This is a genomic window from Thioalkalivibrio thiocyanodenitrificans ARhD 1 (genome assembly GCF_000378965.1).
Taxonomy (GTDB): Bacteria; Pseudomonadota; Gammaproteobacteria; order Ectothiorhodospirales; family Ectothiorhodospiraceae; genus Thioalkalivibrio_A; species Thioalkalivibrio_A thiocyanodenitrificans.
This window is the reverse complement of record NZ_KB900536.1, coordinates 316729-341547: the sequence shown is the minus strand read 5'-3', so window position 1 is coordinate 341547 and position 24819 is coordinate 316729. Positions and strand designations below refer to the sequence as shown.

General features: G+C 66.8%; 22 protein-coding genes and 1 tRNA gene. 13 read left to right on the top strand and 10 right to left on the bottom strand.

The genetic code is table 11. From position 1 onward, the window contains the following. Positions 1–3 precede the first annotated feature (3 nt). From THITHI_RS0101475 to THITHI_RS18270, 4 genes are all read right to left on the bottom strand, one after another. Entirely contained in the window at positions 4–942 is a 939-nt protein-coding gene (locus THITHI_RS0101475; RefSeq protein WP_018231293.1) for a S49 family peptidase, read from the bottom strand. Between the two features lie 44 nt (positions 943–986). Then, positions 987–1673, bottom strand: a complete 687-nt coding sequence (locus tag THITHI_RS0101470; protein ID WP_018231292.1) for an HAD family hydrolase — start codon at positions 1671–1673, stop codon at positions 987–989. Between the two features lie 183 nt (positions 1674–1856). After that, positions 1857–2828, bottom strand: a complete 972-nt coding sequence (locus THITHI_RS0101465) for an RluA family pseudouridine synthase (protein ID WP_026185952.1) — start codon at positions 2826–2828, stop codon at positions 1857–1859. A gap of 258 nt (positions 2829–3086) precedes the next feature. Continuing rightward, positions 3087–3266, bottom strand: coding sequence for a hypothetical protein (locus tag THITHI_RS18270; protein ID WP_033336889.1), 180 nt, complete (start codon positions 3264–3266; stop codon positions 3087–3089). Positions 3267–3268: 2 nt separating this feature from the next. On the opposite strand from THITHI_RS18270, the gene THITHI_RS0101460 reads away from it, so the two are divergent. After that, positions 3269–6154, top strand: coding sequence for an Rne/Rng family ribonuclease (locus tag THITHI_RS0101460; RefSeq protein ID WP_051079898.1), 2886 nt, complete (start codon positions 3269–3271; stop codon positions 6152–6154). A gap of 86 nt (positions 6155–6240) precedes the next feature. Here THITHI_RS0101460 and THITHI_RS0101455 read toward each other — a convergent pair whose 3' ends face one another. Next, positions 6241–6717 (bottom strand): low molecular weight protein-tyrosine-phosphatase, encoded by a 477-nt coding sequence (locus tag THITHI_RS0101455; RefSeq protein ID WP_018231288.1) that lies wholly within the window; start codon positions 6715–6717, stop codon positions 6241–6243. An 84-nt stretch (positions 6718–6801) separates the two neighbouring features. After that, complete coding sequence (locus THITHI_RS0101450) at positions 6802–7494, bottom strand: HAD family hydrolase (protein ID WP_018231287.1); 693 nt, start codon at positions 7492–7494, stop codon at positions 6802–6804. A 262-nt stretch (positions 7495–7756) separates the two neighbouring features. On the opposite strand from THITHI_RS0101450, the gene corA reads away from it, so the two are divergent. Next, on the top strand, positions 7757–8830 hold the full coding sequence (corA, locus tag THITHI_RS0101445; RefSeq protein WP_018231286.1) for a magnesium/cobalt transporter CorA: 1074 nt from the start codon (positions 7757–7759) through the stop codon (positions 8828–8830). A 134-nt stretch (positions 8831–8964) separates the two neighbouring features. Here corA and THITHI_RS0101440 read toward each other — a convergent pair whose 3' ends face one another. The 3 genes from THITHI_RS0101440 to THITHI_RS0101430 form a co-directional block, all read right to left on the bottom strand. Continuing rightward, a complete protein-coding gene (locus THITHI_RS0101440; protein WP_018231285.1) occupies positions 8965–9975 on the bottom strand; it encodes a lipocalin-like domain-containing protein in 1011 nt (336 codons plus the stop codon). Between the two features lie 221 nt (positions 9976–10196). Continuing rightward, entirely contained in the window at positions 10197–12713 is a 2517-nt protein-coding gene (locus THITHI_RS0101435) for an ABC transporter permease (protein ID WP_018231284.1), read from the bottom strand. Continuing rightward, positions 12710–13399, bottom strand: a complete 690-nt coding sequence (locus tag THITHI_RS0101430) for an ABC transporter ATP-binding protein (RefSeq protein ID WP_018231283.1) — start codon at positions 13397–13399, stop codon at positions 12710–12712. The genes THITHI_RS0101435 and THITHI_RS0101430 overlap by 4 nt, the downstream gene beginning before the upstream one ends. Before the next feature lie 318 nt (positions 13400–13717). Here THITHI_RS0101430 and THITHI_RS0101425 point away from each other — a divergent pair, with 318 nt between their 5' ends. From THITHI_RS0101425 to ispG, 4 genes are all read left to right on the top strand, one after another. Then, positions 13718–14047, top strand: coding sequence for a hypothetical protein (locus THITHI_RS0101425; RefSeq protein WP_018231282.1), 330 nt, complete (start codon positions 13718–13720; stop codon positions 14045–14047). Between the two features lie 420 nt (positions 14048–14467). Beyond that, the gene (gene mgtE / locus THITHI_RS0101420) at positions 14468–15835 is read left to right on the top strand and encodes a magnesium transporter (protein WP_018231281.1); all 1368 of its coding nucleotides are present in this window, start codon (positions 14468–14470) and stop codon (positions 15833–15835) included. A gap of 7 nt (positions 15836–15842) precedes the next feature. After that, complete coding sequence (gene mgtE / locus THITHI_RS0101415; RefSeq protein ID WP_018231280.1) at positions 15843–17198, top strand: magnesium transporter; 1356 nt, start codon at positions 15843–15845, stop codon at positions 17196–17198. Between the two features lie 165 nt (positions 17199–17363). Next, entirely contained in the window at positions 17364–18596 is a 1233-nt protein-coding gene (ispG, locus tag THITHI_RS0101410) for a flavodoxin-dependent (E)-4-hydroxy-3-methylbut-2-enyl-diphosphate synthase (RefSeq protein WP_018231279.1), read from the top strand. 69 nt (positions 18597–18665) lie between these two features. On the opposite strand, the gene THITHI_RS0101405 is transcribed toward ispG, so the two are convergent. Beyond that, positions 18666–19076 carry a gamma-glutamylcyclotransferase family protein gene (locus tag THITHI_RS0101405; RefSeq protein ID WP_018231278.1) on the bottom strand — a complete coding sequence of 137 codons (411 nt, stop codon included), beginning with the start codon at positions 19074–19076 and terminating at the stop codon, positions 18666–18668. 60 nt (positions 19077–19136) lie between these two features. On the opposite strand from THITHI_RS0101405, the gene THITHI_RS0101400 reads away from it, so the two are divergent. From THITHI_RS0101400 to THITHI_RS0101365, 7 genes are all read left to right on the top strand, one after another. Next, a tRNA-Val gene (locus THITHI_RS0101400) sits at positions 19137–19211 on the top strand. Between the two features lie 216 nt (positions 19212–19427). Next, positions 19428–19787 (top strand): zinc ribbon domain-containing protein, encoded by a 360-nt coding sequence (locus tag THITHI_RS18265; RefSeq protein WP_198005561.1) that lies wholly within the window; start codon positions 19428–19430, stop codon positions 19785–19787. Positions 19788–20085: 298 nt separating this feature from the next. Further along, on the top strand, positions 20086–21042 hold the full coding sequence (locus tag THITHI_RS0101390) for a sigma-54 interaction domain-containing protein (protein WP_018231276.1): 957 nt from the start codon (positions 20086–20088) through the stop codon (positions 21040–21042). 252 nt (positions 21043–21294) lie between these two features. Next, positions 21295–21969, top strand: coding sequence for a sulfite exporter TauE/SafE family protein (locus THITHI_RS0101385; RefSeq protein ID WP_018231275.1), 675 nt, complete (start codon positions 21295–21297; stop codon positions 21967–21969). 714 nt (positions 21970–22683) lie between these two features. Continuing rightward, on the top strand, positions 22684–23511 hold the full coding sequence (locus THITHI_RS0101375; RefSeq protein WP_018231273.1) for an energy transducer TonB: 828 nt from the start codon (positions 22684–22686) through the stop codon (positions 23509–23511). Between the two features lie 81 nt (positions 23512–23592). After that, the gene (locus THITHI_RS18260; RefSeq protein ID WP_018231272.1) at positions 23593–24279 is read left to right on the top strand and encodes a MotA/TolQ/ExbB proton channel family protein; all 687 of its coding nucleotides are present in this window, start codon (positions 23593–23595) and stop codon (positions 24277–24279) included. After that, entirely contained in the window at positions 24279–24683 is a 405-nt protein-coding gene (locus THITHI_RS0101365; RefSeq protein WP_018231271.1) for an ExbD/TolR family protein, read from the top strand. The genes THITHI_RS18260 and THITHI_RS0101365 overlap by 1 nt, the downstream gene beginning before the upstream one ends. Positions 24684–24819: the final 136 nt, after the last annotated feature.

Here is a 24819-nt window from a genome sequence, read left to right as displayed (position 1 = left end):
CTCCTACTGCAGGGTGGGTTCACTCAGCTTCATGACAGCCTGAACCATGGCCGTGCCGAGGCTTTCCGCCAGGCGGCGGAACAGATCCTGGCGCGGCGTGAAGTCCACGATGTTCTCCTCACCGATCACTTCCCGGGCCACGTAGCCGGGGCTTCCCAGACCATCGATGATGCCGAGTTCCAGGGCCTCGTCACCGGTCCAGATCAGGCCGCTGAACAGTACGTCCTCGTTTCCCTTGAGCCGGTCGCCGCGTGCGAGCTTCACCGCGTCCACGAACCGGGTGTGGATATTGTCCAGCAGACGCTGCACATGGGCCTGCTCCTCGGGGTTGATGGGCAGGAACGGATCCATCAGGCCCTTGTTGTCACCCGCGATCATCAGGCGGCGCTCAATGCCCAACTTGTCGATGGCTTCCACCAGCCCGAAGCCGTCCATGCGCACCCCGATGGACCCGACCACACTGGAGGCATCCGCATAGATCCAGTCCGCGGATACCACGGCGTAATAGCCGCCCGATGCGCCGACATCACTGATCACGGCGTACACCGGCGTGTCGGGGTACTCGTCCTTGAGACGGCGCAGTTCATTGTTGATGTATGCGGACTGCACCGGGCTTCCGCCGGGACTGTTCACCCGCATCAGGACAGCGACCGTGTTCTTGTCCCGAAAGGCACTGCGCAGGCCCTGAGTCACGAGGTCCGCGCTGGCCCGGCTGCCCTCGCTGATCACGCCCTGCAGATCCACCAGTGCCGTGTGGGGACCCGCTTTGCGGGCCTCGGTGCCCAGCGGCCCCGCCAGAAAGAGTGCCAGCAGCGCAAACAGATAGGCAAACCCCAGGAGCTTGAAGAAAATGCCCCAGCGCCTCGTCCTGCGCTGCTCCTGCACACCCGCGAGGGCGATCCGGGTCAGGGCCTCGCGTTCCCAGTTTTCATCCTGCGCCATACATCACGTCCTTTGACGGTTAGGTTGGCTGGAAGCAGGTGACGTTACGTCGCACTGCCCGATTCACGCTTCCCGCTTCCAGAGAGCCACGACGGCAAGTGCCTCAGGTCATCCATCAGCGCCACCGGCCCATGCTGCGCAAGCCGCTGGCCCCCATGGACTCCGTAGGTGACGCCCAGCCGGTCGGCGCCCGCATTGCTTGCCATGAGCATATCGTACTCGCTGTCGCCGATCATGAGAGTCGTGTCCGGCGTGAGGCCCAGTTGATCCATGATCTCGTTGAGCATAGCCGGATGGGGCTTCGAGAAGGTCTCGTCCGCGCAACGGGTGGCCAGGAAATGATCCCCCAGGCCCGTCTCCTCCAGCACCCGGTCGAGCCCCCGCCGGGACTTACCCGTCGCCACGGCCATCCAGTAGCCCGCCGCCTCCAGCCCCGCCAGCAGTTCCGCCACTCCGGGGAACAACGTCGACGGGGTCTCGTCCCGCTCCAGGAAATACGCCCGATAGGCGTCCCGGAAATCCGTCAGAAAGCGCGCATCCGCTTCGGGATACAGGTCGAGGATCGCTTCGTCCAGCCCGAGGCCGATGATATCGCGAAGCGCGGTGTCGTCCCGAGCCTCGGCCCGGGTTTCGGCGATCGCGCCGCGCAGGCACGACACGATCCGGGCCGCCGAGTCCATCAGCGTCCCGTCCCAGTCGAACACAAGGAGTTGGTAGGATCTGGATGACATGATAAATCAGGAGCCTCACTGGCCACAGAGGCCACAGAGGTCACAGAGAGAGAACTTCGAACCGGCGACGGTGCGTCCCTCAACGCCCGATGCACGCACGCCACCGGCCGAGTCTTCCAGCCGCTGTCTTTACCTCTGTGACCTCTGTGACCTTTGTGGCAAAAAAATCATTCCCGGAACCCCTCAGACGTCCAGAGGCTCCAGACGTTCCAGGACCGCCTCCAGTTCCGCCAGCAGGGGCGCCTGGATCCGGTACGGATGTGCATGGTCCGGCAGGTGGAAACGCAGGCTCTCCGCGTGGAGGAACTGGCGTTTCAGCCCCAGGCGCTTCATGCGCCGGTTGAACTCGAAATCACCGTACTGGCTGTCGCCGGCCACGGGGAAACCCGCGTGGGCCGCATGTACCCGGATTTGATGGGTGCGGCCGGTGCCGATCTCAACCCCCATCAGTGTCGAATCGCTGAAATGCCGGCGCGGGAAGAAAAAACTCTCCGCGTGCCTGCCCGTCTCGTCCACCGTTACCGGGCGTACCCGGGTCCCGGGGCCCTTGCGGGCAAGCGATTCCGACACACGGCGCGGACCACCGCGCCAGACCCCGGCCACCAGCGTCAGGTAATGCTTTTCCACCCCGCCCGACTTGAGGGCCTCCTGAAACGCCAGCAGGGCCCCCCTGCGCTTGGCCAGCACCAGACAACCGCTGGTCTCGCGGTCCAGACGATGGGCCAGTTCGAGAAAGGCCGCGTCGGGCCTGAGCCTGCGCATGGCCTCGATCAGGCCCAGGCGCACCCCGCTGCCCCCGTGCACCGCAAGGCCCGCGGGCTTGTTCATCACCAGGAGATCATCGTCCTCCAGCAGGATGGCCCCGCGAAGCGTGCGGGCCAGGCCCTCGGGCAGGGGCTGTGCCCTGTCATCGGCGGACACTCCGGATCGGCGCACCGGCGGGATCCGCACCTGGTCCCCCTCGCTCAGGCGGTAGTCGGCCTTGACCCGCCCCTTGTTCACCCGCACCTCCCCCTTGCGCAGGAGGCGGTATACATGGCTCCTGGGCACGCCCTTGAGCCGCCCCATGAGAAAGTTGTCCAGGCGCTGGCCCGCCTGGCCGGCTTCAATCCGGACCAGGGCGACCCCGGAACGGGCTGTCGCGGGCACTTTCATGGAAAGGGCAGGGCTGACATGGACCCGGATAATAACCGATCCATCAAGGGTTTGAACGCACTGTTGCCAATTGGTATCATGGGGTGTCACGAGGGAAGGATCGGCTCATTCCCTCTGCACCGGCCCATTCGTTGCGGTGCCCCGGAGCGCCCTCCCCCGTCGTGACCTGCAGATTTTCCCCGGACGATGCGTTTCCACGCGCCAAAGCGCCTGGATTCACCGACCGGGAGCACAACGAGAACGCATGCACCCGAGCGCTCAATTGAACAACCTTGCCACCGCATCCGTCACCGGCCGGCCCATGGGATTGGCGATCCCCTGGTGGTGCCTGTGCGCGCTGCTGTTGATGCGCGCACGCACGCCCGCGCCTGCGGCGACGATCGCCGGACAGTCCGGCGTAACCCGCGATGTGGCGAAACCGAACCCTCGAGAAACCATTCATGAAGCGAATTCTGATCAATGCCACGCAGCCCGAAGAGCTGCGTGTGGCCATGGTCGATGGCCAGAAGCTCTACGACCTGGATATCGAAGTCCCGTCCCGGGAGCAGAAAAAGGCCAACGTCTACAAGGCCGTTGTCACCCGGGTTGAACCCAGTCTCGAAGCCGCCTTTGTCAACTACGGCGCCGAACGCCATGGCTTCCTCCCCCTGAAGGAAATCGCCCGAAGCTGCCTGCCCTCCGGCGGCAACGGCGAGGGCGACGAGAGTCAGCAGGGTTCCATCAAGGATCTGGTCAAGGAGGGCATGGAGCTCATCGTCCAGGTGGAGAAGGAAGAGCGCGGCAACAAGGGCGCCGCGCTCACCACATTTGTCAGCCTGGCCGGCCGTTATCTGGTGCTCATGCCCAACAATCCCCGTGCCGGTGGCGTCTCGCGGCGCATCGAGGGCGAGGACCGCAGCGAGATCCGCGAGGCCCTGAGCCAGCTGGAAGTGCCGCAGGGCATGGGCCTGATTGCGCGCACGGCGGGCGTGGGCCGTGGCGTGGAAGAACTGCAGTGGGATCTGGAGTACCTCAAGACCCTCTGGGCCGCCATCACCGAGGCCGCCGAAAGCCGCAAGGCCCCCTTCCTGGTCTATCAGGAAAGCAACGTCATCATCCGGGCGCTGCGCGATCACATGCGCAACGACATCTCCGAGATCATCGTTGACGATCCCGCCGTGCACCGACAGGCCCAGGAGTTCATGCAGCAGGTGATGCCCAACAACCTGCGCAAGCTCAAGCTCTACGAAGAACACGTCCCGCTGTTCAACCGCTACCAGGTGGAAAGCCAGATCGAGGCCGCCTTCCAGCGCCAGGTCTCCCTGCCGTCCGGCGGCGCCATCGTCATCGACCACACCGAGGCGCTGATCTCCATCGACGTGAACTCCGCACGCGCCACCAAGGGCAGTGACATCGAGGACACCGCCCTCAACACCAACCTGGAGGCCGCGGACGAGATCGCCCGCCAGCTGCGCCTGCGGGATCTGGGCGGCCTGATCGTCATCGACTTCATCGACATGGGGCCGGCCAGGAACCAGCGTGAGGTGGAGAACCGCCTGCGCGACGCCCTGGAGGTGGACCGTGCCCGGGTTCAGGTAGGGCGTATCTCCCGGTTCGGCCTGCTGGAGATGTCCCGGCAGCGCCTGCGCCCTTCCCTCGGGGAATCCAGCCAGATCGTGTGCCCGCGCTGCAGCGGTCACGGGCACATCCGCAGCGTGGAATCCCTGGCGCTGTCGGTGCTGCGGCTGGTCGAGGAGGAGGCCATGAAGGACAAAACGGGCCGCGTTCTGGCGCAGCTGCCCGTGGACGTCTCCACCTTCCTGCTCAACGAGAAGCGCGACGCCGTCAACGCCATCGAGCGCCGCCACGGCGTCATGGTCACCCTGGTGCCCACCCCGGACATGGTGACACCGCATTTCCAGGTTCGCCGCATCCGTTTCGACGATGTGCCCGAGGAACTGCGCGACAAGAGCAGCTATCAGATGCTTCCCGAGCCGGACGTGGTGGAAGTGATTTCCGCCACCACGGAGTTGCCCGACCTGGAGCGGCCCGCGGTGCAGACGATTCGCCCGCCGGCACCGGCCCCCAGGGCTGAGGAGACGCCCCGGACTCCTCCCAGCGAACCGCGCGAGACCGAGGCCCGGCCGGGTTTCCTCACCCGCGTGTGGAAGAGCCTGTTCGCCGGGACCTCTCAAGGTGGGGCGGAGGACGAGGCCAGCCCCTCGCGCCCGCGCAAGTCCCGTGCCGCATCGGGGCGCAGCGACCGGGAGGACGACGGCAAGCGCGGCGGTCGCACCCAGAGCAATCGGCGCACGACCGGGCGCACACGCAACCGGCGCAGTGGTGCCGATGAGGGCAGCGACGCGGAAGCCAAGAAGAAGGCCCAGTCTTCCCCCCGCCCGGATTCCGGAACCGGGACCGAGGCAAACAAGCCCGACCAGGACACCGATGGCGGCAAACCGAGCGGCCGCAGCCGGGGACGCCGCGGTGGGCGCCGCCGGCGTCGCGGCGGCGGCGGCGAGGACCGGCAGAACGGCGAACGCCAGAGTTCCGGTGAAGGTCAGGGTGCCGGTCAGGACCGCGCTTCGGCGGCACGTGAAACCCGCAGCGGCAAAACCGCCGGGGGCAACCCGCCTCAGCCTGGTGGCAGCGAACCGCGGCACGGCGCCGAGGATGCGGCCGGGGATGTGGCCGCAGGCAGCCCGCCCGCCCGGGAGAAAGGCACTGCCACGGACACCCCGGCGGCCGGTGCACCGCGCCCCGGCGCCGGGCAGGACACGTCGCCGGCCCGACCGGAGACGCCGCCCGGGAAGCGCGATCTCTCCCCGGCCCCGGGGGACAGGTCCGGAGAAGCCCAGGACCGCGACACGACCGGCAACAAGCCCGTTGCGGAGCATTCGCGTCAGTCCGGCGATGCCGGCGCGCGGCCGGCCTCCGGGGATACGCCCCCCACGGGCAGCCCGACCGCCCGGGACAAGACCGCCTCCACGGACGCGCCCGCGTCCCGGCAAGCAGCACCGGCCGGTGAGCACCGCCCGCCCGCCGGCCAGGGCGCAGGACAGGTCAGCGAAGGCAAGCCGTCAGAGCCACGACGTGGCTCCCCCGTCCCCGCGCGGCCGGTCTCCGAGACGGTACTATCCACCCGGGACAGCTCCGCACCGCCCCGGACCCGTCCGGAGTCGGCGGTCCTGCCGTCGGCGGCCCAGGCACCGGCAAAGGCCGCACCGCCCCCACGCCCTGCAGCGACCGAATCCGCCACACGGGTAGCCGAACCGGCAACCACAGGTGCCCAGGAGCGGCCGCGCCCGGTGGAGCCGGTGGGCGCGGACAAGCCGGGCGGCGGATAACCCGGCCCGGGGCCGGTCTCACAACGTAAAGAGGGCGATCCCCGGATCGCCCTCTTTACGTTTCAACCGTGCGCCACGTTACCGGATCAGAACCGGTAGCGGCGTTTAAGCTCGTCCAGCAGGCCCTGGGCCGCGCTCCGGACCATTTCCATGACCCGTTCAAACCCGTCGTTCCCGCCGTAATAGGGGTCGGGCACTTCCCGCTCGCCCAGACCCTCCGCGAATTCCAGGAACAGGCGGATCCGGTCACGGCAGTCCGGCGGACAGATACGCCGGGCGTTCTCCAGATTGTCCTCGTCCATGACGAGTACGTAATCGAACTGTTCGAAGTCCTGCGCCTCCAGCAACCGGGCCCTTTGCCCGCTCAGGTCAACACCGTGAACAGTAGCCATGCGCTGCGCGCGTTCGTCAGGGGGCGAACCCACGTGGTAGGCATGGGTGCCCGCGGAGTCCACCCGGACCAGGTGCGCGATACCGGCCTCATCGAGCATGGACTGAAAGACCCCGTGGGCCATGGGGGAGCGACAGATATTGCCCATGCAGACGAAAAGCACGTTCACCATTGATCAGACCTTCCCAATTGAGCGGCATGGAACCATCGCATCATCAAACATCCCGGGTCCATCACCCCATTGGGAGAGCACCCTTCATCCTTCATCCCTCGACTCGACCCATTCCACCACCTCACCCACCGAATACACGACGCCATCTGGCGTACAGCCTTTCGGGGTGATGTCCGCCCGCGGGTTCACCCAGAGCGTGCGCAGGCCCACGGCCGCCGCACCCGCCACATCACGCACCGGATCATCGCCCACATGCAGGGTCTCATGGGCGGCAGTGCCCGCCTCGTCCAGAGCGGCGGTGAAGATTTCCGGGTGGGGCTTGGCCACGCCGACACGGGCCGCGGTGACCACGAAATCGAAGTGATGACCAATGCCGATGTGATGGACATCGGCATTGCCGTTGGTGATGGCCCCCAGGCGATAGCGGGGCCGGAGGCGCTCCAGGGTGACGGTCACATCGTCGTAGAGGGCCACCCGGTTGCGGGCTTCCCAGAACACGCGAAAGGCCGGCTCCACCAGGGTCTCGTCGTAGCCCGACTCCCGGGCGATCAGCGCAAGCCAGCGCTTGCGCAAGGTGGTCAGATCATGATGCAGTTCCGGGAACCGGGCGAACCAGGCCTTGCGGTGCTCCACCATGGCATCATGGTCGTAACGCTCGGCAATGCGGGGATAATGCACCGACAACCACGTGTGGAACGTCTGTTCCGCCCTGCGTATGACGGGCATGCAGTCCCAGAGTGTGTCGTCCAGATCGAAGGTGATGCAACGGATAGGCATGTGGGGGCAGATAAAGTACTAGGGGGCATATGTTAACCGATTTTGCCGGCGGTCCGATGTCCACGGGATCACCCTTCCCCGGAAGCGGGACGAAACGTGGGGCACCCGGAAAGAAACCCGTACGGCGGCAAACGACCATGACGCCCGGTGCGCGGCGCGGACCGACGGATCCATCCATCATCCCCGGGAATCCCCGGGGCACCGCGGACCCTCCCCGGGGTGTGTCCCGCGGCGGCATCACGGACACCCATGAGGCAGCCCAATGATTGACGTATTCCGCAAGAGCTATCATCCGCCGGGCACCGCCCCCGGAACCCTGTCCACCGGCCAGCAGCCTCCGGCGGACGGGGCGCCCATGCCGATCCTGCTGTTCTCCGAAGGACAGGCCCAGGCGGCCGACGAAACACAACTCGCGGACTGGACGACGGATCGCCTGGACCGCGTCGTCTGGGTGCACGTGCAGGGATCACCGTCCCACAGCCAATTGCAACAGCTGGGCGAGTGGTTCGGCCTGCATGCACTGGCGCTGGAGGATGTGGCCAATACCGGGCAAAGGCCCAAGTCCGATGTGTACGACGATCATGCGGTCATCGTCCTCAATCACGCCCGCTGGCATGACAACGAGATTGTCCTGGAGCAGGTCAACCTGTTCGTGGGCGCCAACTTCGTGGTGAGCTTCCACAGCGGGTCGGGCGACCCCTTCGAGCCCGTGCGCCGGCGCATGCAAAGCCGCAATCGCAACCTGTCGAACATGGGCGCGCCTTACCTGGGCTATGCCCTGATGGACCTGGTGGTGGATCAGTCCTTCCCGCTCATGGAGGACCTGGGCGCACTGCTGGAAGACCTGGAAGAACAGGTCCTGGGTTCGGCCACCCGCGAGACGCTGGAACGCATCCACAACCTGCGGCGCGAGCTCCTGTTGCTTCGCCGCCAGCTCTGGCCCACGCGGGAAGCCCTGGGGCGGCTCATGCGCGAGGCCACGGGGGTATTCGACGCAGCCACCATGCCCTATCTGCGGGATGTCTACGACCACACCGTGCACATCATGGACCTGCTGGAGTCCTACCGGGAGATGGCGGCCAGCCTGGTGGACGTCTATATCTCCAGCGTCAATTATCGCCTCAACGAGGTGATGAAGGTGCTCACGGTGATCGCCACCATCTTCATCCCGCTCACCTTCCTGGTGGGCGTCTACGGCATGAACTTCGCACACCCGGACAGCCCCTGGTCCATGCCGGAGCTCTACACCTACTACGGCTACCCGGTGGTGTGGTTCATCATGATCCTGGTGGCCGGCGGCATGCTCTACGCCTTCAAGCGGCGCGGATGGTTCTAGGAAAGGCAGAAGGTTGAAGGATGAAGGATGAAGGATGAAACCAGAGTCCAACCCTGTACTTCCCCTCCCCTCATGGGGAGGGCCAGGGTGGGGTGGGTTTCATTCATCCTTCAACCTTCATCCTTCATCCTTTCCTAATACCCCGCCAGTTCCACATACCCCCTGCCGACGGGTTTGCCATCCTCCAACACATCCACCGCGCCCTCCCAGTAGCGCACGGTCATGTTCATCTCCTGTGCATCGTGCACGGCGCGGATCTCGAATTCGCGATCCATCGGCGCAAGGCGAAGACGCCACTCGACCGGGTAATTGCGGCCCGTATCGCTGCGCCACGTGCGCAGCACCTCCAGGTTCACGTCCTCGCTCCGGATGAGCTGGCTGCCGCCGTCGGGCGCCACGATCAATCCCTTGCTGTAGGGGTCGGTGCTGCCGTCCTCGCGGCGCATCCGGTAGTACATCACCTCCCGGTCGTCATCCAGTTGCAGGGCAAACCAGTCCCACCCCGCCTGATCCTCGGCCAGGGCGCTGGTGCTCCATTCCCGGTCCAGCCACGCGCTGCCGGAGACCTCGTGCACCTCGTCGCCGATCCGCAGGCTGCCCCGCGCATCGAGGCGGGTCATGGAGTAGTAATACGAAGCATTGCCCTCGCCCGCGCCCTTCTGGCTCAATCCACCGTCACCCTGGAGCACGGGCGGCTTGCGCTGTTCGAAGACCATGTCCACGCCCGTGTTCCCCTCGACGGCCTCGAGGCGCCACGGAAAGTCGTTGCCCTCAAGCGCGATGAGCCTCCAGTCCTCCAGCCACACCCGGAAAGGATCCAGATCCGCCCCGGAAAGCCCCGCCGCGCCTCTGGCGAAACGCTCGAAGGCGTGATGCTCTCCCGAACCCGCATCGGTCACCCCGAGGTGCGCCATCCACACGTGATCCGTCGCCCAGGCGGAGAGGCTCTCCGGCACATCGGGCGTCAGCGCCACGCGAAAGAACGTGATCTGGAACCCGAAGCGCCGACCCGCCTCGCTGTCCACATTGCCCACCACGTACCACCATTCGTTGCGAAAGCCCGGATGCGGCCCGTGGTCCTCGGGGAAGCGAAACGCCCGCGGCCGGTCCGCGCGCAGGTAGCCCGCCACGTCGTCACCGCCCAACGCCACGGAGACATCGACACTTTCCGACGGTTGATCAACGGCGCAACCGACCAGCAAGGTAAGAAGGAGAACGACAGTGGCAAAGACCCCCTCCCCAACCCTCCCCCGCAAGCGGGGGTGGGAGCAAATTCGCAATCCGTTCTTCCCCCTCTCCCTCAGCGAGAGGGTCGGGGTGAAGGTGGTTTTTTTTCCGACTTCCCAATTCACACTTCCCACTTTCATCATTCTTCCCTCAACGCATCCGCCGGCCGCGCGCGGCCCGTTTGCCACGCGGGCCGAAGCCCCGCGAGCAACGCGGCGCCCACCGCCAGCAACACGCCTTCCAACAGCACGGATGCCGGCACCGTGCGCAGCATGCTCCAGCCGAAGGATCGGCGGTTGATCACGTCGATGAGCACATCGGCCATCATCAGCCCCAACGGAATCGCCAGCAGCCCCGCCGCCAGACCGAGCAGCGCGCCCTGCAGACTCACCAGGCCGGTGACCTGACCCGGCGTCATGCCCGTGGCGCGCAGCACGCCGTGCTCCCGGGCCCTTTCGAACTGCAGGGCCATGAGTGCGCTCAGGATGCCCACGAAGGCCACGCCCACGGTCAGCAGCCGCAGCACGTGGGTGATAGCGAAGGTGCGATCGAAGATCGCCATGGAGTTCTCGCGGATCTCGGAGGCCGGCGTAACCAACACCGCCTCCGGCATGTCCGCCACGGCACGGCGAACCGCCTCGACACCCTGCGCTACCGATACGCCGGGGGCAAGATACACGCCGAGGGTGCCTTCCGTGCGTGGGTCCCAGAGCGCCCGGAACGTGTTCCGGGCCATGAGCACCACGCCCTGCCGGGAACCGTAATCCTGGTAGATGCCGCCCACGGTGAAGCTGCGTTCCCCCCGCGACGTGTGCAGGCTCAACGCATCGCCCACCGCAATCCCGTGCCGCCACGCAAAGGGCTCGGAGACGAGCACCGCGCGCCCGGCCTCCCACGCGGGCCAGGCGCGCGCCGGATCGCCGGCGCGAAAGCGAAAGCCCGCGTAGCTGTCCGGCGCCGGCCCCAGCACGAACAACTCCACCGGTCCCCGCCCTGAATCCACCTGAAACCGTCGCCCGGTGCTGAAGGAGGCCACCTCGGGCAGCGCCGCCACCCGCTCGGCCACCCCCCGGGGCAACAGGGAACCTGCCCGTTCGTCCCCGGGGGCCGGCGAGGTCACGTACAGGGCACTTTGCAGGGTATGACCGATCCAGCCCTGCACGGTGGTGCGAAAACTGTCCACCATCACGCCCACCCCCACCGTGGCGGACACAGCCACCGTGAGCGCCGCCACCGCCACGCCCGTACGGCTCAGGGCCGCACCGAGTCCGCGCCCGGCCAGCCGGCCGGTGACACCCAGCACCGCACCCAGGGGCGGGGCGAGCAGGCGGGAAAGCAGCAGGACCGCCAGGGGCACCAGCAGGCTGTAACCGATGATCATGAAGAACAGGGCCACAAAGCCGATCACCAGGCCACGGGTACTCACGTGGACCAGGATATATCCCAGCAGGATCAGGGCCACGCCTGCCACGGCCAGCCAGGGGGTGAGGCGGTAGACGCGGCGCTCCAGGGAGGAGCGTCGCAACCCCTCCCGGGGCCGGATATGGACCGCCTCCCAAGCCGGCCCCAAGGCGGCGATCAGGGCCGCACCCAGGCCGAGGGCCAGGCCCTTGAGGAGCAGCCAGGGCGGCACATGGAGCGCGGTCACGGACAGCACGAAATAGAGGTCATTGATGGTGCGCGTGACCAGGTGGACCAGACCCTGCCCGATGAGCACGCCAAGCAGCAGGCCCGGTATGCCGCCCAGCAGGGCCAATACGGCCGCCTCGCTCATCACCAGGCGGAACACGCCGGCGCGGGTGACTCCCAGCGACCGCAGCGTGGCCAGGAGAGGACGGCGCCGCAACACGGCGAACATGAGCGTGTTGTAGATGAGAAAGCCACCCACCAGCAGCGCGAGCAGGCTCATGGCGGTGAGATTGATGTGGAAGGCCCGTGTCAACTGCCGGGCGGACCGTTCCCGGGCCCCGGCCTCCTCCACGCGGACCCCCTCCGGCAGCAGACCTTCGAGCACCTGCGCGGGATCGGCACCCTCAGAAAGAATCAGGTCGATCCGATCCAGCCGCCCGACGCGATCCAGCAGCACCTGGGCGGTGGCGATATCCGTGAGCAGCACCCCGTCCAGGCCGGGTGGACCGTCCCCGATGAGCGCGGTCACGGTCAGGTCCACGCGGCCTGCCGGCACGGTGAGCTGCACCCTGTCTCCCCCGCTGACCCCCAGGCGGCGGGCCAGCCCCCCGCTCAGGGCCAGGGCATCGCCGCGCACCATGAGCCCGCGCACATCGGCATCCAGAACGCCCGCCACGTGTTCCCTGAACGGGCCTTCCGAGAAGGGCTCCAGCCCCAGCAGCGGAAAGGTCTCGCCGTCGATGCGCGCATGGCCCTCCACGACGGGGGCACTCGGGCGGACACCGGCGAGTCGAAGCCGCGTGAACAGGGACTCGTCGATACCACCGGGGCCGGAGGGCAGGATCTGGTGCGTCGCACGCCCCGAGACGGCCTCCAGCGAGAGGCCGAAGGCACGGGAGGCGCTGTGGTTGGCGATATCCACGGCCACCACCACCGCAACACCCAGCGCCACACCCAATACCGCCAGGATCCATTGCCAGGGGTGGCGCCGGGCATCGCGCCACAGAGCCCGGGACGGCAGGCTCATGGGGCCGCTCCCTCCTCGTCCCGGATGCGGCCGTCGGCCAAGCGCCACACCCGGTCCGCCACCGCCGCCACCTCGGCACTGTGGGTCACCAGCACCAGCGTCGCGCCCCGTTCCCGGACCAGCCGGACCAGCAGCCCCATGACCTGTTCGCCGGTCTCGGCATCCAGGTTGCCGGTGGGTTCGTCCGCCAGCAGCACCGTGGGTTCATGGATCAGGGCCCGGGCAAGCGCGACGCGCTGCTGTTCACCGCCGGAAAGCCGGTCCGGATCGTCGTTGGCGCGACCGGCCAGCCCCAATGCCTCCAGCAGCCGCGACACCCTGCCCCGGTCCGGGTGTCCCGCCAGCTCCAGCGGCAGGGCCACGTTCTCCGCCACGGTGAGCGTCGGGATGAGATTGAAGAACTGGTAGATGAACCCGATGCGATGCCGGCGAAACAGGGTCCGGCTGCGCTCGTCCATGGCGGCAATGTCACGGCCCTCCACCCGGATGCGTCCCTCGTCCGGCAGATCGATACCGGCAATGAGATTGAGCAGCGTGGACTTGCCCGAGCCGCTGCGCCCCAGCAGGGCCACGATCTCCCCGGGCGCGACCCGGGCGTTTACGCCGTCCAGCACACATCGGCTGCGCGCACCCTCACGGTAGCGGCGCGTAACGGACTCCAGTCGAATCAGATCGGTGTCGGACATGCTGGCGGGTTCACGGGTCTGTGAAGTCGAAAGGGTGCATGCTCGGGTGGCGGGACGACCCTGATGCTATGCTCCGATGATGTGGACCCGCCGTGCGTACAACACCGCCGGCCGGTGGGTCGCGCCCCGCCTGCCGGGCCGCATCCTGGGACAGTGTTTCCTGGCAGGGGTGCTCGCGTTGTCCGCCACCTCCCGGGCAGACCCGGATCTCCCTCCGGAGTTCTACCCGGAACATCATCAGGTGGATGCCCTGCTGGAGACAAATCCCCCGCCTCACGGCGTGATGCTGCTCATCCGCAACATCGCGAGGACGCCCTGGTGGAACTGCTGCCACGGGCCCGCTATTACGCGGACCACCTCAGGGAGCACTTGCCCAACGTCCACGTGGCCGTCATCAGCTACGGTCCGGAACTGGCCGCCCTGTCCCACCGCCTGCGCGCCGCCTACCCCGACCTTCAGGCACAGGCCGTGGCGCTCACGGGTCTGGACAACGTCGACGTCCACCTGTGCGGCGCACTGGCCGCCGACATGAACATGGACGCTTCGGATTTCCCGCCGGACCTGGACGTGGTGCCCTCGAGCACCGCCCTGTATCAGGACTACGCACTGCTCGGCTACGCGGCCATCGTACTGCAACCGGCGTGGTAGGTCAGAAGCCCGGACCGGGGACCGTGAATACAGATCCGATTCGCCTTTGCACTTCCCGATTGACCCTTTCCGCTTCACCGCTCCCTTGACCCCTTGCACCGGCTCTATATAATCAGCCATGTCTGATACGAGAGGTCACGTTACCTTGGAAAGTTCCAGTTGTACCTTAACTGACTCCTTCCTGCGGTGAAGCCCGCCTAGACCCCTCTGACGTCCAGGCTCCGCTTCCCGCAGGCTCAGCAGGCGGGAACGGGAAGACCTGGTGCAGCATGCCCCTTTGCGGGCGCCCAAGTTGATCGTTTCCAGCGAACCGGTCCGTCCGACCGCCGTTGCGGTGCCGGTTCGGGCAGTTGACATCGGCCTTTCGTGCGTCGATGTCACAAGGGTCCCGTGCGCGCGTCGCACCATGGAGAGCGAGCAATGGAGAATGATTTCGAACATTACCTGATCGAGATCCGGGAACTCCTGGAAAGGGGGGACCTGCCGCGCCTGCGCGACCTGCTGGACCTGATGCGCATCCAGGACATCGCCCATGCGCTGATGGAACTCGAAGAGGAGCAGATCCCGCAGGTCTTCGCCACCCTGCCCCGGGGCCGCAAGGTGGATGTGTTCTCCTATCTGGATCCGCATTATCAGTACCGCCTGCTGGGTTACATCTCCTCCGCCGAGGCCCGCCACATCCTCTCGGAGATGCTGCCGGACGATCTCACCGCGCTGCTGGAGGACCTGCCCGGCGACGAGGTGCGGCGCCTCCTGCGCCTGCTCCCGTTCCGGGCCATCCGCCGTGCCCTGACGCTCCTGGGTTATCCGGAAGACAGCGTCGGTCGGCTCATGACCACGGAGTTCGTCTCCGTGCGCCCGGACTGGACCATCACCGACAGCCTGGCCCACATCCGGGAGCACAGTGAACGGGGCGAGACGGTGAACGTCATCTTCGTCACCGATGACGACCGCCATCTGCTCCATGCGCTCCCCCTGAAACGATTCGTGCTGGGACGCGCCAACGACCCCGTGGAAAAACTTCCCACGGGGCCGGTGGTGTCCATCAACGCCCAGGCCGATCAGGCGGACGCGGCACGGCTCATCCAGCACTACGACCTGGAGGTCCTGCCCGTCGTCGACGAGGACAACATCCTGCTCGGCATCATCACCGTGGACGACGTGATCGACGTGGTGGAGGAGGAAACCACCGAGGATTTCCACAAGATGGGCTCCGTGGGCATGTTCAATCTGAGCCTGCGCGACGCCGGGTTTCCACTCCTCTACCGCAAACGCATCGGCTGGCTGCTGGTGCTGGTGGCACTGAACCTCGTGGGAGGCACCATCATCGCCGGGTTCGAGGAGGCCATCGAGGCCCTGGTGGTACTGATCTTCTTCCTGCCGCTCATCATCGCCAGCGGCGGTAACGCGGGTGCCCAGTCCTCCACCCTCATGGTGCGCGCCCTGGCCGTGGGCGACGTCGAGGCAAAGGACTGGCTGCGCCTGTGGGGCCGCGAATTCGGCGTATCCATCGCGCTCGGACTGACCATGGGCCTCGCGGTATCCGCCCTGGGATTCTGGCGCGGCGGGCCCGATGTGGCCCTGCTGGTGGCCATCGCCATGACCCTGGTGGTGGCCATGGGCAGTCTGGTGGGCATGATGCTGCCACTGATTCTCACCCGTTTGCGCATGGACCCGGCCACCGCCAGCGTGCCGCTGGTGACCTCAGCGGCGGACATCGTCGGCATCCTGATCTATTTCTCGCTCGCGGTGGCCATGCTGAACCTGCCGGCCGGCGGCATCCTGTGAGACATCCATGACCGAAAGCACCGACATCCTCGACAAACTCCCGGAACTGGTTGCCACCCGCGACTGGGACGCCCTGCGCGGCATACTGGCCGATCTCGCGGACCAGGACATCGCCAAGGCCATCCCCGACCTTGCACCCATGGATCGCGAACGCCTCCTGGCCCACCTGCTGAGCCCGGAGCGTGCATCCAACGTGTTCTCCCACCTCAGCACCGAGGCGCAGACCGAAGTGCTCGATGTGCTGGAGGATGAGGACAAGGCGCGCATCATCGGCGAACTGCACTACGACGACGCCGCCGCGCTGCTCGACGATCTCCCCGATGAACATACCGAACTGCTCATGGGGATGCTGCCAACGGAGGATCAGCAGATCCTCCAGACCCTGCTCACCTACCCGGAGGACAGCGCCGGCCGGTTGATGACGCCCGAGTTCATCGCCCTGCGTCCGGACTGGACCGTCGGTCAGGCACTGGAGCATGTACGGGAACAACATGAGGTAGGCGAAACCATGAACATGGTGTTCGTCACCGGAGAAAGGGGGGAGCTTCTGGGCAGCCTGCGCCTTCGCGACCTGCTGCTGGGGCATCCGGGCGCCCGGGTGGGTGACATCGCCATGACCGACGTGGTCAGCATCCTCACCGACGCGGATCAGGAGGAGGCCGCCCGGATCATACGCCATTACGACCTTGAGGTCCTGCCGGTGGTGGACGAGGCCGGTCAGCTACACGGCATCATCACCGTGGACGACGTGCTCGATGTCATGGAGGAAGAGTCCACCGAGGACTTCCACAAGATGGCCAGCGTGGGCGTGGGCCTGAGCCTCAAGGAATCCAGTGCCGGTCTGCTCTATCAGAAGCGCATCGGCTGGCTGGTGATCCTGGTGGTGGTCAACATCTTCAGCGGTGCCGCCATCGCCTTGTTCGAGACGGCCATCGAGGCCGTAGTGGCGCTGGTGTTCTTCCTGCCCCTGGTCATCGCCAGCGGCGGCAACGCCGGCGCTCAGTCCTCCACTCTGATGGTACGCGCACTTGCCACCGGCGACGTGCAGGCCAGGGACTGGCTCAGGCTCTGGGGCAAGGAACTGCTGGTCTCCATCGCACTGGGTACCACCATGGGTCTCGCCGTCTGGGGCGCGGGGGCATGGCTTGGCGGCGCCGACGTCGGATTGGCGGTCGCCATCTCCATGGTGCTGGTGGTGGTCATGGCCAGCATGCTGGGTATGGTGCTGCCGTTTGCCCTCGAGCGGCTCAACTTCGATCCCGCCTCGGCCAGCGCGCCGCTGATCACTTCGGTGGCGGACGTATTCGGCGTACTGATCTACTTCTCTGTGGCCACCACGATCCTGCGGCTCTCGCTGACCTGAGAAGCGCCCGCGCAGCATGGGTCCGCTTCGCTTGACCCATGCGGATATGCCCGTAACGAGCGACTGGTGACGGATGACGGTTCACCTGTCACGCCTTCCGGTCACTCGTCTCATTCAGATGCGTTAAAATACCCCCCTTACACCCCCATGCTCCCCCGACCGCCCATGACCTCCCGCAATCCCGCCATCGCCCGCCACGCCACCGTCCCCGTACAGATCGGCCCCGTCACCGTAGGCGGAGATGCGCCCGTCGTGGTGCAGTCCATGACCAACACCGACACGGCCGACGTCATGCGTACCGTGGTTCAGGTAGCGGAGCTGGCACGCGCGGGCTCGGAACTGGTGCGCGTCACGGTGAACAACGAACAGGCCGCAGCGGCCGTGCCCGAAATCCGCGAACGGCTGGATGCCATGGGTCTGAACGTGCCGCTGGTGGGAGATTTCCACTTCAACGGCCACAAGCTGCTCGCCAAGCATCCCGCCTGCGCCGAGGCCCTGGCCAAGCTGCGCATCAACCCGGGCAACGTGGGGCGCGGTGCGAAGCGCGACACCCAGTTTGCGCAGATGATCGAGATCGCCTGCCGTTACGACAAGCCCGTGCGCATCGGCGTGAACTGGGGCAGCCTGGACCAGGACCTGCTCGCGCGCCTGCTGGACGAGAACGCCGCACGGCCCGAACCCATGGAACTGGAGGACGTGACCCGCGAGGCACTGATCACCTCAGCGCTCGAGAGCGCCGCACGGGCCGAGGAGATCGGCCTGCCCCACGACCGCATCATTCTCTCGTGCAAGATGAGCGGCGTGCAGCCCCTGATCCGTGTCTACACGGATCTCGCCGCACGCTGCGACTATCCCCTGCACCTGGGGCTCACCGAGGCCGGCATGGGCGTCAAGGGCATCGTGGCCTCGACGGCGGCGCTGGCCGTGCTGCTGCAGCAGGGCATCGGCGACACCATCCGCATCTCGCTCACCCCGGAACCCGGCGGGGACCGGACCCAGGAGGTGCTCGTCGCCCAGGAGATCCTGCAAAGCCTGGGCCTGCGCAGCTTCCTGCCGTCCGTGGTGGCCTGCCCCGGCTGCGGGCGCACCTCCAGCGAGTACTTCCAGCATCTGGCCCAGGACATCCAGTCCTACATCCGCCACCAGATGCCCGAGTGGCGCAAACATTACCCGGGCGTGGAGGAGATGACGGTGGCGGTGATGGGCTGCGTGGTCAACGGGCCCGGGGAGAGCAGGCACGCCAACATCGGCATCAGCCTGCCCGGCACCGGTGAAGTGCCCGTGGCGCCGGTCTACGAAGACGGCGAAAAGACCGTCACCCTGAAGGGGGATCACATCGCCGAGGAGTTCCAGGCACTGGTGGATGCCTACGTGCAGCGGACCTACACGCGGGCGTAGCTCCGGCCGAGAAACGATCCCCGGCACACCGGACCTCCGACAAGACCGGCCCGTTGGGGTTCGCGGTGCTCATCCGCATCTGCCCGGGGACGGCCAGGACACGATGGGGCGACCTGCGCCCGTTGCGCCGTTGTAGACATAGACCCACGCTTCCAGGGCTTCACCCTCGGGTTCCCTGCGCGCAACGATCCGCCGCCGAACGAACTCACTCTTGTCGGGCGCGCCGGGACGATACCCCTCATATGCATCCAGCACGGGCCAGCAGCGTTCCGGTGCCTGGATCCGCAGCAGGCGGCCGCTGACGCGCCGTGGCGGGTCTTCCCGATCCGGCACGAGGCCGGGATACCAGTCGAACCGGTACAGCCGCCCCGCCACCGACGCCGCGCCCGCATCGCGGCAGTGGCTGCGCACCACCCGGTTGACCTCCGGGTCGGGCGCCCCCCCCAGTAATGTCCCGTAAACAAACAGATACTCGTTCATGTCCGTACCCCGCCCACCATTGACGCCTCACCACCCGATCATTAATATGACGCGCTTCCTGGGCGGTTAGCTCAGCGGTAGAGCACTGCCTTCACACGGCAGGGGTCACTGGTTCAATCCCAGTACCGCCCACCAGAAACCGCTTCAGAAACGGCGATTTACGGCATGCCCGGGATCGCCGTTTCTGTTTCCGGCCGCTCGCCATCGCGCATGCGGGCCGGGGCCGGCACCTGCTACACTCTCTCCCCGGCACTGTGCCCCACCTGAATGCCTGCAGCCGACAGCAACCGTTCGAGGGCTCGCATGCGCATGCCTCTGCGCAGTCGAGGCGGGCCGGGATCCCGGAGATGCATGAGTATGGCATTGATCAATTGCCCCGAATGCGGAACGAAAGTCGACCCCTTCGCACCATCCTGTCCCCAGTGCGGCGCCCCCATCAATTCCCTCCATGAACCCGAGAACGACGACCGGCGACGGGCGGAGATCGACGAGACCCGAAAGAAACTCCGATGGCATTCCCTGGGTTCGATCCTCCTGGTCCTGATCGGCGGACTCGTACTGCTGGCGGAGACGAACATAGCGCAGGAGGAGCAGAAGGGATTCCTGCGTCTGGCACTCTCCGCCATTGGGATCGCCTGCTTCCTGGGCGGCATCACCTGGTCCTATATCACGCGCATCAGGAAGAAGCTGCTGGAACAACCGGACCACTGATTCATTGCCACCGGGGCATCCGCCAGCATGGTTCCGGGCACGGACGGAGAATGCACACCCGCCCCCTTCTCCCGGGCGGCCTCGAGCCCGTGTCTCACCGGGGACCGACTGCCTACACCGCTGGCCGATGGTATCAACCCCGGCATTCACCTGCCTCATGACCGAAGTCAAGCCGTTGACGGGCGTATGACGGTAGCATTGGCACAGTGCCTGCCCCCTGACGGCCCGCAACGGGCAGGCAGGCTCCCGGCGGGAACAGGCGGATGCCCAACTCATCCCACGAGGCATGGAGACAACCATGACCAATGACTTCGATGACCTGCTCATTGGGGAATCCCCGGAACTCCAGGCCGTGGTCAATGCCGCACGCATCGTTGCCCATGTGGACGTCACGGTGCTCATCCACGGTGAGAGCGGGACCGGAAAGGAACTCATGGCACGCGCCATCCACGGCGCCAGCCGGCGCAGCCATGCCCCCATGGCCACCATCAATTGCGCCGCGCTGCCGGAGCAGCTGATCGAGTCGGAACTGTTCGGCCACCGCCGCGGGGCGTTTACCGGGGCCCTCACCCATCAGCCGGGGAGAATCCGGGCCGCCGCCGGCGGTACGCTGTTTCTGGACGAGATCGGCGAGCTGCCCCTGAACTGTCAGGCAAAACTGCTGCGCTTTCTCGAGTGCGGGGAATCCCAGGCGGTCGGGCAGGCGGCACCGGAGAAGCTCGACGTGCGCGTCATCGCCGCCACGAATCGCGATCTCCAGGGCGAGGTTCGCGCGGGCCGTTTCCGCAAGGATCTGTTCTTCCGACTCAATGTGGTGCCTCTGGAACTGCCCCCGTTGCGTGAGCGCCGGGGAGACGTGCCGGTGCTCCTGCGACATCTCACCGAGGCACTCGCCCGGCAGCACGGCCTGCCCGCCCCGGAGTATCAGCCGGACGCCTTCCAGGTGCTGTCACGCTACCCCTGGCCCGGCAACGTGCGCGAACTGCGCAATCTCTGCGAGCGCATGCTCATCCTGCTGGGCGGGCGGACCATCCACGCGACCAACCTCCCGAAGGAGTTCACCGAACCGCCCGTCAACGCGCCGGAGGGTGACTTTGCCCTGCCCGAGCACGGTGTCCACCTGGCGCAACTGGAGGCGGACCTGATCCGCCAGGCCCTGGAAAAGACCCTCGGCAATCGCACGCGCGCCGCGCGGCTTCTCGGCTTGAGCAGGGACACGCTGCAGTACCGCCTCAAGAAGTACGCCATCAACTGAAGCCGCCTGTCCCATGACGGCCGGGTGGCGAAGAAAACCGTGTTCCGCCTGGAGCGGAAACGATCGCACCCCTGCCTTACCCGCCCACTCGTCCGCTCCCCGTGGTAACCCCTGTCCATGACGAACCCTATACCCCGATGCCCGACATCGCCCGCCGGCCGTCCTGTACCATGGCAGAACAGGCGCCAGCCGGCCTGTTCCCCCAACCCGTGAGGGGGCTGCGCGCGCCCTGACGACCTGCCGGGAGACCCCTTGGAACTCAGCCTCGCCACCGCATTGCTCATCGGCCTCGCCAGCACCTTCCATTGCCTTGGCATGTGCGGCGGCATCAGCGGTGCGCTCACGTTCAGCCTGCCCGTTGAGGTTCGCCAGAGCCGCTGGCGCCTGCCCGCCTACCTGCTGGCCTACGGACTCGGTCGCATCGGCAGCTACGCGCTGGCCGGGGCGATTACGGGGACGGTGGGCGCGATACTGCTTCGTGGCGGCGGCAACATGGCCTTTCTCCACGTGCTGGCCCAGACGCTGGCGGCCGCGGTACTCGTGGGCATCGGTCTGTACCTGGCCGGATGGTTCCCCCGATTTGCACAGCTCCAGAACATCGGCGCCCCCGTGTGGCGGCGGCTGGAGCCCTACGGGCGCCGCCTGCTGCCGGTCTCATCGCCGCTGCAGGCCCTGCTGTTCGGCGCCGCCTGGGGATGGCTGCCCTGCGGCCTGGTGTACTCCATGCTGATCTGGACCCTGACGGCCGGCGATGCCCTGGAAGGCGCCCTGCTGATGTTCGCCTTTGGCCTCGGCACCCTGCCCGCCGTCATGACCGCCGGGGTATTCGCGGCCCAGCTCGCCCGCCTGGCCCGGATCACGCATTTGCGTCAGATCATCGGCCTGACCATCGTGGCCGTGGCGGTGGCCACCCTGTTTTACCCCTAGCAAGCTGCCGAACAGGGCCCGGCTGTCCTGTTCCAACGCGCCGTGCACAGCCACGCCGCGGAATGCATCGGGATACCTCTCCCGCACCGGCCCCGGCTCGAAAGATGCGGCGCGTCCGATTCCCCCTCGTTTCCTTTCCAGGGCACGCACTGTGATGCCCGGCCGGACACGTGGGACAAGGCGTGTGGCAGATGGCGCGTTCGGTGCGGCATATGCCTGCGATACGTCTTGTGGCAATCACCGCATGAGTTCATAACATGAGGAAATCCGGACAGTTTTACGGATTGGCACACCTTTGGCTTCCTGCTTTCTGAGTCACCGGACAACAACCAACGAGGTCACCATGATCCATCCATGCGGACGACGGGGAGCTCGCCGACGAGGCCACGAAACGCGTCGACGGCCGTGGTCTCCGCCAACACGGATATCGGATCTTTGCCCACCCCATCGCGCGTCGGCTTCGCCCGGCCATCGACCGGGACCGGTACGGCGAACCGCCACGCACCTACTTCTACCCACCGGATCACAGTCACCATGCAGTCAGCGGCAAACGGTCGGCGGAGCGGGGCGCACGCCGGATCTGCGCCCGGTCAACGGGGGACGGATGCGGGCACGACTAGCCCCCCCGCGCCTGCCCATGAACATGTCCTCCCGCGAGGTGGTGCAAAATTCCTCGCCGTGGCCGGAGCGGCCACGGTGCATGCCGGTCTCGCAATGCTGCTGGCCTGGGGATCGGCCGAGGGTCCCGGAGCCACGCCGATGGCGGCCGGATTCGAGATGGTCCGGCTCGCTGAATCCATGTCCAGCAGCGGGGCAACGCACGAAACCCCTGATCCCGAACCCGATCCGCCATCGATGGAACCTGCCCGGCCCGTGCCGGAGCCGGAGCCGGAGCCGGAGCCGGAGCCGGAGCCGGAGCCGGAGCCGGAGCCGGAGCCTGAGCCCGTGCCGGAGCCTGAGCCCGTGCCGGAGCCTGAGCCCGTGCCGGAGCCTGAGCCCGTGCCGGAGCCTGAGCCCGTGCCGGAGCCTGAGCCTGAGCCTGAGCCTGAGCCTGAGCCTGAGCCTGAGCCCGAGCCCGTGCCCGTGCCCGTGCCGGAGCCCGAACCGATGCCTGATCCAGAACCTGAACCTGAACCCGTACCGGAGCCCCGGGACGTGCAGCGATCTGCGGAATCCCCGCCACCTTTACCTGCGGCGGGTGCCGCGGCACCACACCCACCGATCGACGGACAGCGGGACGATCCGGCTGATGCCTACACGCCGCCCACCGCCGGGGCCGCCTACCTGGACAATCCCAAGCCGGTGTACCCCATGGCCGCCCGCCGTCGAGGCATGGAAGGCGTGGTACGGCTCGAGGTGGAAGTGAGCGCGCAGGGCCTGCCACTCGCGGTCCGGGTGCTGGAAGGCTCGGGTTTCCGCATCCTCGATACGTCGGCGCGGGATGCCGTGAAGGGCTGGCGCTTCGAGCCGGCGCGGCGCATGGGTCGGCCCGTCGCCGCCACGGTCGAGGTACCCATCCGCTTCACGCTGGAGAATGGGTAGGCGGGCGCGCCGCCCCGGCGGAGAGGGTGACGAACGCAAGACGGGGTAACGACCGGTACCCGGCATATCACTGAAGGGTCGATGATGGGCGAGAATCTGTGGTTGGGATGGTGGCAGGATGCCGACTGGATCGTGCGCGGCGTGTTCCTGCTGCTCATCGGCCTGTCGCTGCTCAGTTGGAGCGTGATCCTGTACAAGGGTGTGCAGCTCGGGCGGGCGCTTCGCATGGAGCGGTCAGCCGCACGTCAACTGGCGCTCGATGCGCCGCATGGGGCCGGTGAATCCGTGGCGGCCGGATCCGCGTCGCGCCGCGTGCACGATGCCTTGCGAACCGCCGCCCTGCGCGGCAGCGGCCCGCGCGAGGGCCTGGCGGAGACGGCCGCGCATGGGGTCAGGGCACAGCGCACCGAACTGGAGAACGGCCTGGTCATCCTGGCCACCATTGGCAACACGGCGCCCTTCATCGGCCTCCTGGGCACCGTGTGGGGCATCATGCACGCCCTGCAGGCACTGGGAGGCACGGGCACGGCCGTCTCCATGGATCTGATCGCGGGTCCCGTGGCCGAAGCCCTGGTGGCGACCGCCGCGGGCCTGTTCACCGCCATTCCGGCCGTGGTGGGCTACAACCTGCTGCTTCGCCGGCTGCGCCGCATCCTGGTGCTGCTCGAAGGCAACGCCGCCTGCATGCTGGCCGGACTGAATCACGAGGCACCGGTTCCCGCGAGCACGGTGTCAGCCGTCGGCCATGCCGCCGGGAGGGCGGGCTGATGGCCGGGGGTCTGCTCGGAGACGACGACCAGCCCCTTTCCGAGATGAACGTGGTCCCTCTCGTGGACGTGATCCTCGTGCTGCTGGTCATGTTCATCATCGCGGCGCCCATTCTTGCCCAGGCGCTCAACGTGGACCTGCCCCGGGCCGAGGCACAACCCGGCACGGAGCCGCAGGTGGCGAATCTCGTGCTGCATGCCGACGGCCGGTTGCTGCTGGAGGACCGGCCGGTACGCCGCCATGCACTCCCCGACATGCTCGCCGTCCGCCTGCGTGATGAACCGCAACTGGTGATTCGACTGGGCGCGGATGCCACCGTGCCCTATCAGTCGGTGGCCGAACTGGTTTCATTGTTGCAGAGCAGCGGTGTGCGGCGTATCGCCTTCGCCACACGCAGCCCCTGACATCGACACCTGCCGGACGCCGGGCACCCGCCCGGGGCCCTGCAGGCAGCCATGTCAGGGTTAAGCGCGGTAATAATCACTATTGCCGACATCCTATCGATATCCCGGACCAGACGGCCTAGGATCGTGGCTGAAC

Coding starts and splice junctions, on each gene's coding strand:
- THITHI_RS0101455 (WP_018231288.1), bottom strand. CDS start 6,717: ATGGTGAACGTGCTTTTCGTCTGCATGGGCAATATCTGTCGCTCCCCC.
- THITHI_RS18265 (WP_198005561.1), top strand. CDS start 19,428: ATGAGTATGGCATTGATCAATTGCCCCGAATGCGGAACGAAAGTCGAC.
- THITHI_RS18260 (WP_018231272.1), top strand. CDS start 23,593: ATGATGGGCGAGAATCTGTGGTTGGGATGGTGGCAGGATGCCGACTGG.
- THITHI_RS0101470 (WP_018231292.1), bottom strand. CDS start 1,673: ATGTCATCCAGATCCTACCAACTCCTTGTGTTCGACTGGGACGGGACG.
- mgtE (WP_018231280.1), top strand. CDS start 15,843: ATGACCGAAAGCACCGACATCCTCGACAAACTCCCGGAACTGGTTGCC.
- mgtE (WP_018231281.1), top strand. CDS start 14,468: ATGGAGAATGATTTCGAACATTACCTGATCGAGATCCGGGAACTCCTG.
- THITHI_RS0101475 (WP_018231293.1), bottom strand. CDS start 942: ATGGCGCAGGATGAAAACTGGGAACGCGAGGCCCTGACCCGGATCGCC.
- THITHI_RS0101405 (WP_018231278.1), bottom strand. CDS start 19,076: ATGAACGAGTATCTGTTTGTTTACGGGACATTACTGGGGGGGGCGCCC.
- THITHI_RS0101460 (WP_051079898.1), top strand. CDS start 3,269: ATGAAGCGAATTCTGATCAATGCCACGCAGCCCGAAGAGCTGCGTGTG.
- THITHI_RS0101465 (WP_026185952.1), bottom strand. CDS start 2,828: ATGAAAGTGCCCGCGACAGCCCGTTCCGGGGTCGCCCTGGTCCGGATT.
- THITHI_RS0101365 (WP_018231271.1), top strand. CDS start 24,279: ATGGCCGGGGGTCTGCTCGGAGACGACGACCAGCCCCTTTCCGAGATG.
- THITHI_RS0101430 (WP_018231283.1), bottom strand. CDS start 13,399: ATGTCCGACACCGATCTGATTCGACTGGAGTCCGTTACGCGCCGCTAC.
- THITHI_RS0101375 (WP_018231273.1), top strand. CDS start 22,684: ATGCTGCTGGCCTGGGGATCGGCCGAGGGTCCCGGAGCCACGCCGATG.
- THITHI_RS18270 (WP_033336889.1), bottom strand. CDS start 3,266: ATGGTTTCTCGAGGGTTCGGTTTCGCCACATCGCGGGTTACGCCGGAC.
- THITHI_RS0101450 (WP_018231287.1), bottom strand. CDS start 7,494: ATGCCTATCCGTTGCATCACCTTCGATCTGGACGACACACTCTGGGAC.
- THITHI_RS0101390 (WP_018231276.1), top strand. CDS start 20,086: ATGACCAATGACTTCGATGACCTGCTCATTGGGGAATCCCCGGAACTC.
- ispG (WP_018231279.1), top strand. CDS start 17,364: ATGACCTCCCGCAATCCCGCCATCGCCCGCCACGCCACCGTCCCCGTA.
- THITHI_RS0101435 (WP_018231284.1), bottom strand. CDS start 12,713: ATGAGCCTGCCGTCCCGGGCTCTGTGGCGCGATGCCCGGCGCCACCCC.
- corA (WP_018231286.1), top strand. CDS start 7,757: ATGATTGACGTATTCCGCAAGAGCTATCATCCGCCGGGCACCGCCCCC.